This window comes from Mesorhizobium sp. M1A.F.Ca.IN.020.06.1.1, assembly GCF_004023265.1.
Classification (GTDB): domain Bacteria; phylum Pseudomonadota; class Alphaproteobacteria; order Rhizobiales; family Rhizobiaceae; genus Mesorhizobium.
In genome coordinates this window covers 1-14,587 of record NZ_RZSR01000032.1, presented here as the reverse complement: position 1 = coordinate 14,587, position 14,587 = coordinate 1, and the positions used below count along the sequence as shown (strand labels likewise).

The following is a 14,587-nucleotide window of genomic DNA, read 5'->3' as shown; positions in this document are numbered from 1 at the left end:
TTCTTGCTCATTCAGGGCCTCCAATTCAGGAAATTGGTGATCAGCGCCAAGCCGAGCGCCTGGCTTTTCTCGGGATGGAACTGCGTGCCGGCAAAGTTGTCGCGGGCAACGGCCGCCGTCACCGGCCCGCCATAGTCGGCCGTCGCCAGCACCTCGGCCGGGTTCCTCGCCTCCAGGTGGTAGGAATGGACGAAATAGGCGTGCAGCCCTTTCGGACCGGTCTCGATGCCCGAAAACAGCGGATGCTTGCGCGCGAGCTCGATCGTGTTCCAGCCGATCTGCGGGATCTTCAGTGCCAGATCCTTCGGCGTGATTTCCTTGACGTCGCCGGCAATCCAGCCAAAACCCTCGGTGACGGTCTTTTCCAGCCCGCGTTCCGACATCAATTGCATGCCGACGCAGATGCCGAGGAACGGCCGCCCTTTGCGAAGCGCCGCCTCTTCCACCGCTTCCCACATGCCGGTGACGGCATGCAGGCCGGCCGCGCAGTCGGCATAGGCGCCGACGCCCGGCAGGACGACGCGGTCGGCGCTGCGCACCCGCTCGGCGTCGGCGGTGAGATCGATGGTCGCGGCGATGCCCGCCTCATGCGCGGCGCGCTCGAAGGCCTTGGTGGCCGAGCGCAGATTGCCCGACCCATAGTCGATGATCGCTACCCGCATGTCAGGGCCTTCCCGGCGTATGGGTCAGCCCCAGCGCCATGCCCGTCTGCGCCGGCCGCGCCAGGTTGGTGTCGGGCACGATGTGCGGCATCGGCGCCTGTTCCTGCGTGCGCTCGCTGGCTTCGAGCGCGTGACGGACCTCGGCATCGCCGAGCCTGCCGGCCTCGACGACGCCCCATTCCCGCCAGCCGCGGCGGCGGAGCGCCGCGATCCGCAGGGCCTGGCCTTCGAAGCCGATATAGAGCGACACCAGCAGCGAGAGCGCCGATCCAGCCCATTCAAGCCTTAGTTTCTCGCCGAGCATGGACAACGCCGCCATGGCCGCGAAGGTGAGCAGGGCCTCGATCCAGAGGCGGTGCCAGGCGAGCCAGATCGGCGAGAACAGGAAGCCGAGCCAGGTGAAGCTGTCGCGCACCAGGGCGGCGTCCTTCTCGTTGCCCCCTGCAGGCGGCTCCATCACGACATAGATGGCCATAGGGTTATCCTTTCAGGGATCCCTTGGTGGACGGCACCGCATCGGGCTGGCGCGGGTCAGGCTCCAGCGCCACGCGCAGCGCCCTGGCCACGGCCTTGAAGCAGGTTTCCGCAATATGATGGTTATTGGCGCCGTAGTGGTTGGTCACATGCAGCGTTATGCCCGCGTTCTGCGCCAGCGCCTGGAAGAATTCGCGCACCAGCTCGGTGTCGAATGTGCCGATCTTCGGCGACGAGAAGGAAACGTTCCAGACCAGGAACGGCCTGCCGGAAACGTCGATCGCCGCCCGGGTCAGCGTCTCGTCCATAGCCAGCTCGATCGGGGCATAGCGCATGATGCCGCGCCGCTCCCCCAAAGCCTTGCTCAGCGCCTGGCCGATGGCAATGCCGGTATCCTCGACCGTGTGATGGTCGTCGATGTGAAGATCGCCTTTGGCCTCGATCGTCATGTCGATCAGCGAATGGCGCGACAGCTGATCGAGCATGTGGTCGAAGAAGCCGACACCCGTCGAAATGTCGGATTTACCCGTGCCGTCGACATGGACCGATACGGAAATCTCGGTTTCCTTGGTCTTGCGGCTGATTTCTGCGGAACGGGGCGGCATCAGTCTGTCCTGTTCAGAGGCGCGGGCTTGAAAACGAGAGCCTTCTATCAGCATGATCCGGCGATTGCCAGTTGCCATTCCGGACTGTATCGGCCTTGCCGCGGATGGTTTGCAATCACTCGCCCTATGCATACATATGGCCGATCAAAGTCACTCGTACCGCGCCAATCGCCTTTGAGGGATAGCGCGACTCGGAGCAGGAAATGTCGAATGAACTGACCATGCACGCCACGACCATCGTCACCGTGCGCAAGGGCAGCAAGGTTGTCATCGCCGGCGACGGCCAGGTCAGTCTTGGCCAGACCATCATGAAGGGCAACGCCCGCAAGGTGCGCCGCATCGGCAAGGGCGGCAGTGTCATTGCCGGTTTTGCCGGCGCCACCGCCGACGCCTTCACCCTCCTCGAACGCCTCGAAGCCAAGCTCGAACAATATCCTGACCAACTGACCCGCGCCTGCGTCGAGCTCGCCAAGGACTGGCGCACCGACCGCTATCTGCGCCGCCTGGAAGCGATGATGCTGGTCGCCGACAAGTCGGTCTCGCTGGCGCTGACCGGCACCGGTGACGTGCTCGAGCCAGAACATGGCGTCATGGCCATCGGCTCCGGCGGCAACTACGCGCTCGCCGCCGCCCGCGCGCTGATGGACACCGACAAGGACGCCGAGGAGATCGCCCGCAGGGCGATGCAGATCGCCGCCGATATCTGCGTCTACACCAACAGCAGCTTCGTCGTCGAAACGCTCGATGCCGCCTAGGCGGCCGGCCATGATCCCGAAAAATGGGAATCGGCTTCTGGAAAAGATCATGGTCGAACAGGAAGACAGCTACGATTATCGGCCGGTCACCCAAAAGGATCTGCCGATGATCGCCCGCTGGCTTGCCGAGCCGCATATCGCCGAATGGTGGGGCGATCCGGAAAAGGAGATCGCCGAGATACGCGAGCATATCGGGTCGGTTTCGGTGGAGCCGCTGATCGTCGAATTGGGCGGCAAGCCGATCGCCTATCTGCAGAGCTACGATCCGCATCTCGAGGACAACCATCCTTACGCCGACCAGCCATTCGGCACGCTGGGTATCGATCTGTCGATCGGGCCGCCGGACCTGGTCGGCATCGGCCACGGCTCGGCCATCGTCCGCCAGTTCGTCGCGGAACTGTTCGAGGAAGGCGCGCCGCGCGTCGTCATCGATCCGCATCCCGGCAATGGCCGCGCCATCCGCGCCTATGAAAAGGCCGGCTTCAGGCCGATCGGCCGCAGGCATTCGGAATATGGGGACGTCGTGCTGATGGCCGTCGATGCGGCCGAAATCGACCAACAAGAGGGGGACTGATCACAATGACCGCATCCGGGGGAGACAAGACGCTGTCGGCCTATGAAGACAGCTGGCGCATGGGGCTGCTGCTGGTGCTGGCTCTCGTCGTTTTCCAGGCCGGCATTCTCTACGGCATGGGCCATCCGCCGATCTGCACCTGCGGCTACGTCAAGCTCTGGCACGGTGTGGTGAACAGCTCGGAGAATTCCCAGCACATCGCCGACTGGTACACCTTCTCGCACATCATCCACGGCTTCCTGTTCTATGCGCTGGCCTGGGCTCTGTTCCCGCGCTCGCCCGTCGGGCTGAGGCTGGCTTTCGCCGTCCTCATCGAGGGCGGCTGGGAACTCCTGGAGAACAGCCCCTTCATCATCGACCGCTACCGCGCCGGCACTATCTCCCTCAACTATTACGGCGACAGCATCATCAATTCGGTGTCCGACACGCTGTTCATGGCGCTCGGATTTGTGATGGCGCGAAAGCTCCCTATATGGGTGATCGTGGCCCTGGCGCTCATTTTCGAATTCGGCACGGGCTACATCATCCGGGACAATCTGACGCTCAACGTGATCATGCTGCTGCATCCGTTCGAGTCCATCAGGCAGTGGCAAAGTGGAATTTGAGTAATATGAGCACCTTTTCTCCCCGCGAAATCGTTTCGGAACTCGACCGCTTCATCATCGGCCAGAAAGACGCCAAGCGCGCCGTGGCGATCGCCTTGCGCAACCGCTGGCGCCGCCAGCAGCTGGAGGGCCAGATGCGCGAAGAGGTGATGCCCAAGAACATCCTGATGATCGGCCCGACCGGCGTCGGCAAGACCGAGATCTCGCGCCGGCTGGCGCGGCTGGCCGGCGCGCCTTTCGTCAAGGTCGAGGCCACCAAGTTCACCGAGGTCGGCTATGTCGGCCGCGACGTCGAGCAGATCGTGCGCGATCTCGTCGAGGTCGCCATCGGGCTGACGCGCGAGAAGATGCGTGAGGACGTCAAGGCGCGCGCTCACATCAATGCCGAAGAGCGCGTGCTCGAAGCTTTGGTCGGCAAGACCGCGAGCCCGGCCACGCGCGACAGCTTCCGCAAGCGGCTGCGCGACGGTGAGCTCGACGACAAGGAGATCGAGATCGAGGTGGCGGACACCGGCACCGGCGGTATGCCGGGCTTCGAGATCCCCGGCATGCCGGGCGCCAATATCGGCGTGCTCAACATCAACGACATGCTGTCGAAGGCGATGGGCGGCAGGAAGACCAAGACCCGCAAGACGACGGTGAAGGAATCCTACGCGCTACTGATCAATGACGAGTCCGACAAGCTGCTCGACCAGGACGAGGTGGTTCGCCAGGCGCTGGAATCGACGGAGAATGACGGCATCGTGTTCCTCGACGAGATCGACAAGATCGCGGCCAGGAGCGACATTTCGGGCGGTCCCTCACGTGAAGGGGTTCAGCGCGATCTGCTGCCGCTGGTTGAAGGCACCACCGTTGCGACGAAATACGGGCCGATCAAGACGGACCATATTCTTTTCATCGCCTCGGGCGCGTTCCACGTCTCCAAGCCTTCGGACCTGCTTCCGGAGCTGCAGGGCCGCTTGCCGATCCGGGTCGAATTGCGTGCCCTGGAGAAGCAGGATTTCGTCCGCATCCTCACCGAAACAGAGGCCAGCCTCATCAAGCAGTATATTGCGCTGATGAAGACCGAAGGCGTCGAGTTGGCCTTCACCGACGACGCCATCGATTCGCTCGCCGGCATTGCCGTCGACCTCAACGCCAATGTCGAGAACATCGGCGCCAGACGCCTGCAGACGGTGATAGAACGGGTGCTGGACGAGATTTCCTACGACGCGCCGGACCGCCACGGCACGGCGGTCACCATCGATGCCGACTACGTGCAGAAGCATGTCGGCGATCTCTCGCGCAACACCGACCTGTCACGGTTCATCCTCTAACGGGCGAAGCCCGGCGATGTGTGGCCAGATGGTACCATCTGGCCACCTTTCGTCCCGTCGGAAGCTTGCCTCGTCTCGACTCTCCCACGCGCTTTACCTAGTTTGCCGCCGACTTGAAGGCGGCGGTGGATGAAGAAACGCATACTTCTTTTTGTTGGGCTGGCATTGGCCGCGGCGATAGCAACGGCGAACGCGGCGACCATGGTGCCGCCGGGCAATCGCAACAGCGTGCAGCCGGATATTCCGGGCGCTTCCAGCCGGCGCACTCAGGCCACCAACACCAGCTTCCAGGCCAAGTATCGCAAGGTCTACGCGCTCTTGCAGAACGATGCCGAGCTGCGCGCCAAGATCAGGAAAGTGGCGGCCGCCTACGACATCGATCCGATGCACATCGTCGGCGCCATCGTCGGCGAGCACACCTACAATGTCGACGCCTATGATCGGCTGCAGACCTATTACGTCAAGGCAATGTCCTACCTGTCGAGCAAGCTCACCTTTGCTTATGAAGGGGAGGACGTCAGCGATTTCGTTGAGCGGCCGCAATTCCAGAAATGCGCCGGCATAACCGACAGCTACGATCTCTGGGAATGCCGCGAGCAGGTGTGGAACCATTCCTTCCGCGGCAAGACCGTCGGCGGGACCAGCTTCCCCAACGACCGCTTCGGAGCCACTTTCTTCCAACCCTACTATGCCGGCCAGACTTTCGGACTCGGCCAGCTCAACCCGCTGACGGCGCTGCAGATGAGCGATCTCGTGCACAAGGTCTCCGGCCTGCCCGAGCTCGATGTCAATGATCCGAACACGGTCTACAAGACCATCATTGATCCCGACCTCACGCTGCCTTACGTCGCTGCGACCATCAGGAAGTCGATCGACGCCTACAACAGCATCGCCGGCTTCGACATCTCGCACAATCCGGGCCTGACCGCCACGCTCTACAATGTCGGCAACCCCGAGCAGCGCGCCTATGCGTTGGAGGAGGAGAACGAGAAGCGTCGCGCCGCCGGGGAACCGGAAAAGCTGCCCGAGGAGAATTATTACGGCTGGCTGGTCAACGACAAGCTGGACGAGCTGAAGACGCTGTTCTAGCCGGCTGAGCCGGGTGGTTCAGTAGCCTTCCGAGGCGAGAAACGCCTCGAACTTGCGCATTTCGTCGGCATCCGCCTCGACCATGTGCCGCGGCTCTGGATAGGCGCCCGCCTGGATATCGTCTGCATATTCGCGGAAGGCCGCGAGGCGCTCGCTCTGCAGGCGGTCGAACTCCGCCGCGAAGTCGCGGTAGCGCTTGGCATGGCGCGGATAATGGCCGCGATTGCTGCCGAGCACGTCTTCGGAGAACAGATATTGCGCATCGCAGCCGGCGCCGGCGCCCATCGAGATCATGATCAGCGATGTACGCCGCGAGATCGCGCTTGCAACCGGGGCCGGCACAACTTCGATCTCGGCGGCGAAGGCGCCGGCGGCTTCAAGGTCCTTGACCTGCTTCCAGACGAAGGCAGCACTTTCGGCCGTCTTGCCGACCGCCTTGAAGCCGCCCGTCCAGGTCGCATGCGCCGGGATCAGCCCGACGTGACCGCAGACCGGAATATGCTCGTCGCGCAGCCGGCGGATGGTCTGCAGGCTGGCCGCGCAATACATGGCGTCGGCGCTGGCCGCGCGCAGCTTCACCGCCATGCGCAGGATCTCGTCGGTGGTTGCGCCCAGCTTGATGCGTTCGTCGCCGGGAATGGCAAAGCAAGTGGGTGCGGCGTCGCGAAAACGCGGATCGAAGATAAGATCATAGGGGACCGAGATGATGTCGATGCCGGCACGCTCGGCGGCCTCGGCCTCCTCCAGCGAGAAAACGCGCAGCTTCGAAAGCTGGCGCTTGCCCTTCAGCAATTGCAAATCGGCGACGGTCGGTCTGTTGCGTGCCATGTCCGTGGATCCCCTCGTTTCCAGCGATTACTCGGGCCTATGCCGCCAGCAGCGACTTCAGCTTGACCGATTGCGAGCCGAGCGCCTCAGGCGCGGGCGTCGCCCGCTTCGCGATCAGCATCTCGGCCAACCGTATGTCGCGCGCCACCGCATTGCCGGGCCCGATGCCGCTGGCGGCGACCAGCCTGCCGTCCTCGGCCAGGTGGAACAGAATGAAGGCGCCGTCGTAGAGGTCGCGCCGTACGGTCGAGCGGCCTTCGTCCGAAAGCCCGGCGATCTGCAGCGTGAGCCCATATTGATCCGACCAGAACCACGGCACCGCGGCATGCGCCTCGTTGGCGCCCAGCATGTTCTTCGCGGCGAGCGCGCCCTGCTCCTGCGCGTTGCGCCAGGCTTCCAGCCGCACGCGCCGTCCGCCATAGACGGCGAGCGGGAACGAGCAGCAGTCGCCGGCGGCAAAAACATCCGGATCCGCGGTGCAAAGGTTCTCATCGACGGCGATACCATTGTCGATCGCAAGTCCTGCTTCGGCAGCGAGCGCCGTCACCGGCACCGCGCCGATGCCGATCACGGCAAGATCGGCGACGATGTCCTGCCTGTCGGCAAGCGTGATGCGAACTTGCGTGCCGTCATCGGCAATCGCCGTGATGCCTTGGCCGGTAAGCACCTTCACGCCTTCGGCCTGATGCGCCTTATGAATGATTTCCGCGATCTCGGCCGGCACGCCGCGCATCAGGATGCGCGGCTGCGCCTCGAGCACTGTGACCGTTGCGCCTAGCTTGCGCGCCGAAGCGGCAAGCTCGAGGCCGATGAAACCGCCGCCGATGATGGCGACGCGGTTCTCCGGCTTGAGATGGGCGCGGATCGCGAGCGCGTCGTTGAAGGTCCTGAGATAAACGCAGCGGCCGCCCAGACCAGGCATCGGCAGCTTGCGCGGCACGGACCCGGTCGCGAGCAGCAGCTTGCCATAGCCAAGCGAAGAGCCGTCGGAGAGGCGCACGAGATGCGCGGCGCGGTCGATAGCGACGGCCCGAACGGAATGGATGTGGCGGATCGAGTGTTCGGCCAAAAGCTCGTCGCTGGCGATCGCCTTGATGAGGGGCGCCTCGCTGGTCATCGCCTCCTTCGACAGCGGCGGCCGTTCATAGGGCAGATGCGGCTCGTCGCCGACCAGCGTCACCGGCCCTTCATGACCAAGGTCGCGCAGGGTAAGCGCGGCACGACCGCCGCACTCGCCGGCGCCGATGATGACCATTCCTCCCGCCATGCCGTCACCCAAGCTGAATGAGGACTTTGCCGGCGTCGACCTTGACCGGATAGGTCTTGAGATTGACGCAGACCGGCGCCCCGCGCGCGTCGCCGGTCTTGTAGTTGAAGCGGCCATTGTGTTTTGGACACTCGATGATGTCGTCCATCACCAGCCCATCGGCCAGATGCACTTTCTCATGCGAGCACAGGCCGTCGGTCGCGTAATACTCGTCCTCCGGGCTGCGATAGATGGCGTAGGTGCGGCCGGCATGATCGAACCGCATTACGTCCTCCTCGTCGATGTCTCCGGCCGCGCAGGCCTCGACCCAGTCGCTCATGTCGTCCTCCGGCGAAATTCTTCGTTGTCGGTTGTGTCGGATCCGGTCACTCGGCCGCGGCCGCTACCGGATTGTCGTTGTGCAGCTCTTCCCGGTAGGGCTTTGCCGTCGGCGGCAGCTCGCGCTTGAGGAAGTAGTCCTCGTTGCGCAGCTGGCGCAGGAAGGCCGGGATCATCTCGCGGTAGCCGGCCAGGATCGACGGCGTCGGCGCCGGCAAATCGTGCTTGATCAGCTCATGCAGCTTGGGCAGCGCGTGGTAGGGCACCATCGGGAACATGTGGTGCTCCACATGGTAGTTCATGTTCCAGTAGATGAACCGGCTGATCGGGTTCATGTAGACGGTGCGGCTGTTCAGCCGATGGTCGATGACATTGTCGGCCAGCCCGCCATGCTGCAGCAGCCCGGTCATGACGTGATGCCAGGCGCCGTAGAGGCGGGGCAGGCCGACGAGCATCAGCGGCAGCCATGAATGCAGATAGAGCGCCAGCGCGATGGTCGCGACATAGATGGCGAGCCAAATACGGGCGATGCGGATGGCCTTGGGCTGCTCCTGTTCCGGGATGAAGGTCTGTTCTGCGGCGCTGATGACGCCGGCGGCATTGCGCACCATGTCGGTCATCGCATGCCAAGCATCGAGCACGCCGAAAAAATTCAGCACAACGCGCAAAAGGTCCGGCGGTCGCATGACGGCGATCTCCGGGTCGCGGCCGACGATGATGGTATCGGTGTGGTGGCGTGTATGGCTCCAGCGCCAGGTCACCGGATTGCGCATGATCATGAAGCAGGCGAGCTGGTAGACCGCATCGTTCATCCATTGGGTGCGGAAGGCGGTGCCGTGACCGCATTCGTGCCAGCGGGAGTCGGTCGAGGAACCGTAGAGCGTGCCATAGACAAAGAAGAACGGCACGCACCACCAGCTGCCCCAGAACCAAGCGCCGCCCGCGCCACTGAGGAACAGCGCACCGAGCCAGACGATGGTGTCTCGGATAGCGGGCTGGTCGGAGCGCTGCATCAGCTCCTTCATCTGCTTGCGCGGGATCTCGGTGTGGTACCACTGGGCCGCCGAAAGACCGTTCTCGACCGCGCGCTTGGCGTCGCGGCCGGTCAGGCTGTAGTCGCGTCCGGACGGCGCCGGAGACGTGATTGCCGTCATTGCGGGGTCCTCCATCAGCACCTGGCGAATGGCCCTCGGCAATGCCGCGCGTCGCCCATGGCTGGCTTCGACTTCACAATAGCGCCAAGTCATGATAGCCTCAATGTCACAAAGATAGATTCTATCATTTTCTATCAGATTGGGCTAGTCTGAGTCGGGCAAGCGATGGAGCACTCATGGCAAAGCGGCCGACAATCACCGATCTCGCGCGCGTTTCAGGCTTCAGCGTCGCCACGGTCGACCGGGTGTTGAACAATCGCCTGCCGGTGCGCGAGGAGACGGCGCGTCGCGTCTACGAGGCGGCGACCGACATCGGCTATCACGCCGCTGGCCTGATCAGGCAGCGCATGCGCCAGGAGTTGCCCGAATACCGTCTCGGCTTCCTACTGCTACGCGGCAATGACGTTTTCTATGGCGATTTCGCGCGCGAGCTGGAGCTTGCGGTCTCGCAATCGCAACGTTTCCGGGGCACTGCGACGATCGACTTCGCCGCTTCGCTGGCGCCCGATGAGATCGCCGCCCAGATGCGCAAGCTGGCGGCGAAATCCAGGGCCATCGCCGTGGTCGGTCCGGATCATCCGACGCTGACGGCGGCGGTGGAGGCGCTGAAGGCGCGAGGGCAGCCGGTCTTTTCGCTCCTGTCCGACTTCGCCGCCGGCATCCGTGAAGGCTATGTCGGGCTCGACAACCGCAAGGTCGGACGCACCGCGGCCTGGATGATCGCCAAGGCCGCCAGCAAGCCAGGCAAGGTCGCCCTTTTCGTCGGCAGCCACCGTTTTCATGGTCACGAGCTGCGCGAGATCGGCTTCCGCTCCTATTTTCGCGAGCATGCGCCGGATTTCACGGTGATGGAGACGCTGGTCAACCTGGAGGCCAACCAGGTGACGCATGATGCGATGCTCGAGCTTCTGGCTCGGCATCCCGACCTTGCCGGCTGCTACGTCGCCGGCGGCGGCATGGAGGGCGCGGTCGCGGCGCTGAGGGCGGCGAGACCGGTGCATATGCCGGTGGTCGTCTGCAACGAGATCAATGCGGAGTCGCGCGCGGCACTTGCCGACAACATCCTGACCATGGTGATCTCGACCCCGCTGGCGGCGCTCTGCCGCGAGCTTGTCGGGCTGATGGCGCATGCTATCGAGACCGGCGCCGCCAATGCGCCCGGCCAGACTTTTCTCCCCTTCGACATCTATCTGCCGGAAAACATCTAAGCCGCCTCCCGTCCGAATGATGTGATCCATCAGGCTGATGGAATTCTTTCGCGCCGTGAAATCGCCCGGAAGTCCGCCGCAGAACGTTTGCGTGCCCGGCCGCGAGGGCGCTGCACGCTTGCCTCCATCGAAAAACCGGCACGTCCATTTCGAATCTCCCTTGACGGCTGCAAGCGAAATGGAATAAATATTTCACCAACTGGGTATTTTGGTTCTTTCGTTCCGGAACATCTGTTTCAAACAGAGGACCAGGCGTTCCATTATGCGAGGAAAACGCCGCCGGAAGGGCCATGGGAGAGATTCCCCGGTAACATCGGGGATTCCGGTTCAATCGGTGCAGCCGGACACCAAGTGGAGGAGAAACTAAAATGAAGAAACTGCTTTTGGGCGTCGCGCTTTCGGCGCTGATGTGTTCGTCCGCCTTCGCCGCCAAGATCGGCGTCTCGATGGCTCTTTTCGACGACAATTTCCTGACCGTGCTGCGCAACGGCATGATCGCACAGGCCAAGGGCATGGACGGCGTCGAACTGCAGGTCGAGGACGCGCAGAACGACGTGGCCAAGCAGCTCGACCAGATCAAGAACTTCGCCGCTTCGGGCGTCGACGCGATCATCGTCAACCCGGTCGACACTTCGGCCACCCAGGCGATGTCGGATGCGGCGGCCGCGGCCAAGATCCCGCTGGTCTATGTCAACCGCGAGCCGGTCAATGTCGACAAGCTGCCCGACAACCAGGCTTTCGTCGCGTCCAATGAGGCCGAGTCCGGCACGCTCGAGACCAAGGAAATCTGCCGGCTGTTCAAGGAAGCCGGCAAGAAGGAAGCCAATGTCTATGTGATCATGGGCGAGCTATCCAATCAGGCGGCGGTGCAGCGCACTAAGGATATCGATGAAGTGATTGCCACGCCGGACTGCAACTTCATCAAGATCATCGACAAGCAGACCTCGAACTGGAAGCGTGACGAAGCGCAGAACCTGATGACCAACTGGCTGTCGTCCGGCAAGCCGTTCGACGGCGTCATCGCCAACAATGACGAAAGCGCCATCGGCGCCATCCAGGCGATGAAGGCCGCCAATGTCGACATGAAGTCGGTCGTGGTCGGCGGCGTCGACGCAACCCAGGACGCGCTGGCCGCGATGCAGGCGGGCGATCTCGACGTCACGGTCTTCCAGGACGCGGCGGGCCAGGGCGCGGGCGCGCTCGATGCGGCGCTGAAGCTCGCCAAGGGCGAGAAGGTGGAGCGCAAGGTCTACATCCCCTTCCAGCTCGTCACGCCGGCGAACATCGACAAGTTCCTGAAGAAGAACTGAGGTCGCGCCAACGCAATTCCAGGAAGTTTTCCGTATGGACTTGCGTGAGGACAAACCCTGGAGCGGCGCTCCGACGCATCGAGTTGGCTGGATCGGCTGCAGACAGAGCAGCGTCGCTCCCTTCCTTCTCCCGCCCGACCGGGCGGGAGAGCGGGCGCGGTCATTCGGAGGAAGAAGACGTGTCACAGACATCGCATGGCATTGGCGGGCTGAGCTATGACGCCAAGAAGCGCCCCTGGCCTGCCGAGTTCAACGTGTTTCTGGCGCTGGTCATCCTGGTCGGCGCATTCGAGCTGATCGGCCGCGTCTTCCTCGGCGACAGCTTCCTCTTCAACACCCGCGATAACGTCGATGCTATTTTCAACGAGCAGCGGCTGCAGATCATCATCCTGCAGGTGTCGATCGTCGGCATCATCGCCATCGGCGTCACGCAGGTGATCATCTGCGGCGGCATCGACCTGTCCTCGGGCTCGATCGTCGGCGCCACCGCCATGATCGCCATGAGTTTCGCGCAGGTTGCGACCGTCAACGGCAATCCCAACCCGAAGGCGATGTTCATTGACTACGGATGGACCGACCTGCCGGTCATCGTGCCGCTGCTGGTCGCGATCGGCTGCGGGCTGATTGCCGGCCTGATCAACGGCGCCCTGATCGCCTACACCCGCATTCCGCCGTTCATCGCCACGCTCGGCATGATGGTCACGGCGCGCGGCATCGCCAAATGGTGGTCGAAGGGCCAACCGATCTCGTTCCCGACCGACAGCTTCGCGGCCATCGGCAAGGGGCTGATGCCGGTCATCATCTTCATTTCACTGGCGATCCTGTTCCAGCTCATCCTGAGCTACACCCGATACGGCAAGCATTGTTACGCCATTGGCTCCAACGAGGACGCCGCGCGCATGTCCGGCATCAAGATCGCCAACCACAAGGTGCTGGTCTATGTGATTGCCGGCATCCTCGCCTCGATCGCCGCGGTGGTGCTCTCCTCCAAGAACCTCACTGCCCAGGCCGGCATGGGCGTGATGTACGAGCTCGACGCCATCGCCATGGCGGTCATCGGCGGCGTCTCGCTCTCGGGCGGCCGCGGGTCTATCATAGGCACGGTGATCGGCTCGCTGATCTTCGGCGTCATCATCTCCGGCTTCACCTTCCTGCGCCTCGACGCCTACTACCAGGAGATGGTCAAGGGCGTGATCATTGTCGGCGCAGTCGTTCTTGATCAATGGCGCCAGCGCCGCCGGGCGATAGGAGCTTGACCATGTCCGATATCGTTCTGAAGACCGAAAACCTCACCAAGCATTATGGCGGCGTTCACGCGCTGCAGGAGGCGAATTTCGAGCTGCGCAAGGGCGAGCATGTCGCCATCATGGGCGACAACGGCGCCGGCAAGTCGACCTTCGTGCGCCAGATCACCGGCGTCGAGCAGCGCACCGACGGCAAGATCTGGTTCGACGGCAAGGAAGTGAACTTCGCCGGCCCGATCGAGGCGCGCGAGGCCGGCATCGAGACCGTGTTCCAGAACCTGGCTCTGGCCGACGACCTCGACGTGCCGTCGAACCTCTTCCTCGGCCGGGAGAAGGTGCTTTTCAACCTCGGCCCCTTCTCGATTCTCGACCGCAAGGCGATGCGCAGGGCGACGGAGGCGGCGCTGATCCGCACCGCGGTGAAGATCCCGAACCTTTCCAGCACCATCCGCCACATGTCGGGCGGCCAGCGCCAATGCGTGGCGATCGCCAGGACCGCAACCTTCGCCTCCAAGCTGATCATCATGGACGAGCCGACCGCAGCGCTTGGCGTGCAGGAAACGGCGCAGGTCGAAAACATCATCCGCACGCTGAAGGAGAACGGCGAGCCGCTGATCCTGATCAGCCACAACATGCGCCAGGTCTTCGACCTGGTCGACCGCATCGTCGTCTTCCGGCGCGGCCGCATCGTCGCCAATTTGCGCAAGCAGGACACCGACGGCAACGACATCGTCGCTTACATCACCGGCGCCAAGACCGAGCAGGCGGAGCTTCAGGCCGCCTGACCAGGCGCCACGACGGGACCAGACCAAATCGTCCGCGCCGGCCGGCGCGGACACGTTTTAGAGCCACCCTCAAAGGACATTCCATGACTCTCCGCTTCGCTCTTCTCGGCGCCGGCCGTATCGGCAAGGTGCATGCCCGCGCCGTAGCCTCAAACCCGCAGGCCAAGCTGGTGGCCGTGGCGGACGCCTTCGAGAAAGCGGCGACGGAGCTTGCCTCCGCCTATGGGGCCGAGGTGCGCAGCATCGACGCCATCGAGCAGGCCAAGGACATCGACGCCGTCATCATCTGCACGCCGACCGACACTCACGCCGACCTCATCGAGCGCTTCGCCAGGGCCGGCAAGGCGATCTTCTGCGAGAAGCCGATCGACCTCGACGTCAAGCGCGTCGAGC

The 14,587-nt window shown here is 63.4% G+C and carries 17 protein-coding genes; 10 read left to right on the top strand and 7 right to left on the bottom strand.

What is annotated here, in order from left to right:
• Positions 1–11: 11 nt before the first annotated feature.
• From hisH to hisB, 3 genes are read right to left on the bottom strand one after another with little or no spacing between them, the layout of a single operon-like run.
• A complete protein-coding gene (gene hisH / locus EOA60_RS03000) occupies positions 12–662 on the bottom strand; it encodes an imidazole glycerol phosphate synthase subunit HisH (RefSeq protein ID WP_095825520.1) in 651 nt (216 codons plus the stop codon).
• 1 nt (position 663) lies between these two features.
• Complete coding sequence (locus EOA60_RS02995) at positions 664–1,137, bottom strand: DUF2628 domain-containing protein (RefSeq protein ID WP_067002897.1); 474 nt, start codon at positions 1,135–1,137, stop codon at positions 664–666.
• Positions 1,138–1,141: 4 nt separating this feature from the next.
• Positions 1,142–1,741, bottom strand: a complete 600-nt coding sequence (hisB, locus tag EOA60_RS02990) for an imidazoleglycerol-phosphate dehydratase HisB (RefSeq protein ID WP_128311056.1) — start codon at positions 1,739–1,741, stop codon at positions 1,142–1,144.
• Between the two features lie 203 nt (positions 1,742–1,944).
• Between hisB and hslV the strand changes: the two genes are divergently transcribed.
• The 5 genes from hslV (at position 1,945) to EOA60_RS02965 (ending at position 6,080) form a co-directional block, all read left to right on the top strand.
• Positions 1,945–2,496, top strand: a complete 552-nt coding sequence (hslV, locus tag EOA60_RS02985; RefSeq protein WP_067002895.1) for an ATP-dependent protease subunit HslV — start codon at positions 1,945–1,947, stop codon at positions 2,494–2,496.
• A gap of 49 nt (positions 2,497–2,545) precedes the next feature.
• Complete coding sequence (locus EOA60_RS02980) at positions 2,546–3,070, top strand: GNAT family N-acetyltransferase (RefSeq protein ID WP_095825584.1); 525 nt, start codon at positions 2,546–2,548, stop codon at positions 3,068–3,070.
• Positions 3,071–3,075: 5 nt separating this feature from the next.
• Positions 3,076–3,675, top strand: a complete 600-nt coding sequence (locus tag EOA60_RS02975; protein ID WP_067002893.1) for a DUF2585 domain-containing protein — start codon at positions 3,076–3,078, stop codon at positions 3,673–3,675.
• Positions 3,676–3,680: 5 nt separating this feature from the next.
• Entirely contained in the window at positions 3,681–4,991 is a 1,311-nt protein-coding gene (gene hslU / locus EOA60_RS02970; protein WP_095825522.1) for an ATP-dependent protease ATPase subunit HslU, read from the top strand.
• A 129-nt stretch (positions 4,992–5,120) separates the two neighbouring features.
• Positions 5,121–6,080: a DUF1402 family protein gene (locus tag EOA60_RS02965; RefSeq protein WP_127335646.1), complete on the top strand. Its 960-nt coding sequence runs from the start codon at positions 5,121–5,123 to the stop codon at positions 6,078–6,080.
• Positions 6,081–6,098: 18 nt separating this feature from the next.
• Here EOA60_RS02965 and EOA60_RS02960 read toward each other — a convergent pair whose 3' ends face one another.
• From EOA60_RS02960 to EOA60_RS02945, 4 genes are read right to left on the bottom strand one after another with little or no spacing between them, the layout of a single operon-like run.
• Entirely contained in the window at positions 6,099–6,908 is an 810-nt protein-coding gene (locus EOA60_RS02960; protein ID WP_095825524.1) for a 3-methyl-2-oxobutanoate hydroxymethyltransferase, read from the bottom strand.
• 37 nt (positions 6,909–6,945) lie between these two features.
• Positions 6,946–8,163, bottom strand: coding sequence for an FAD-dependent oxidoreductase (locus tag EOA60_RS02955; RefSeq protein ID WP_245322441.1), 1,218 nt, complete (start codon positions 8,161–8,163; stop codon positions 6,946–6,948).
• Positions 8,164–8,179: 16 nt separating this feature from the next.
• A complete protein-coding gene (locus EOA60_RS02950; protein ID WP_067002880.1) occupies positions 8,180–8,494 on the bottom strand; it encodes a MocE family 2Fe-2S type ferredoxin in 315 nt (104 codons plus the stop codon).
• Positions 8,495–8,540: 46 nt separating this feature from the next.
• The gene (locus EOA60_RS02945; RefSeq protein ID WP_067003272.1) at positions 8,541–9,647 is read right to left on the bottom strand and encodes a fatty acid desaturase family protein; all 1,107 of its coding nucleotides are present in this window, start codon (positions 9,645–9,647) and stop codon (positions 8,541–8,543) included.
• 176 nt (positions 9,648–9,823) lie between these two features.
• Between EOA60_RS02945 and EOA60_RS02940 the strand changes: the two genes are divergently transcribed.
• The 5 genes from EOA60_RS02940 to EOA60_RS02920 all read left to right on the top strand — a co-directional run.
• A complete protein-coding gene (locus EOA60_RS02940; RefSeq protein WP_095825526.1) occupies positions 9,824–10,855 on the top strand; it encodes a LacI family DNA-binding transcriptional regulator in 1,032 nt (343 codons plus the stop codon).
• A 368-nt stretch (positions 10,856–11,223) separates the two neighbouring features.
• The gene (locus EOA60_RS02935) at positions 11,224–12,165 is read left to right on the top strand and encodes a sugar ABC transporter substrate-binding protein (RefSeq protein ID WP_127335461.1); all 942 of its coding nucleotides are present in this window, start codon (positions 11,224–11,226) and stop codon (positions 12,163–12,165) included.
• Between the two features lie 179 nt (positions 12,166–12,344).
• Complete coding sequence (locus EOA60_RS02930; RefSeq protein WP_095782140.1) at positions 12,345–13,421, top strand: ABC transporter permease; 1,077 nt, start codon at positions 12,345–12,347, stop codon at positions 13,419–13,421.
• Between the two features lie 2 nt (positions 13,422–13,423).
• Positions 13,424–14,194, top strand: a complete 771-nt coding sequence (locus tag EOA60_RS02925) for an ATP-binding cassette domain-containing protein (protein ID WP_127335460.1) — start codon at positions 13,424–13,426, stop codon at positions 14,192–14,194.
• An 83-nt stretch (positions 14,195–14,277) separates the two neighbouring features.
• On the top strand, positions 14,278–14,587 hold a 310-nt coding region (locus EOA60_RS02920), incomplete at its 3' end, for a Gfo/Idh/MocA family oxidoreductase (protein WP_164899172.1).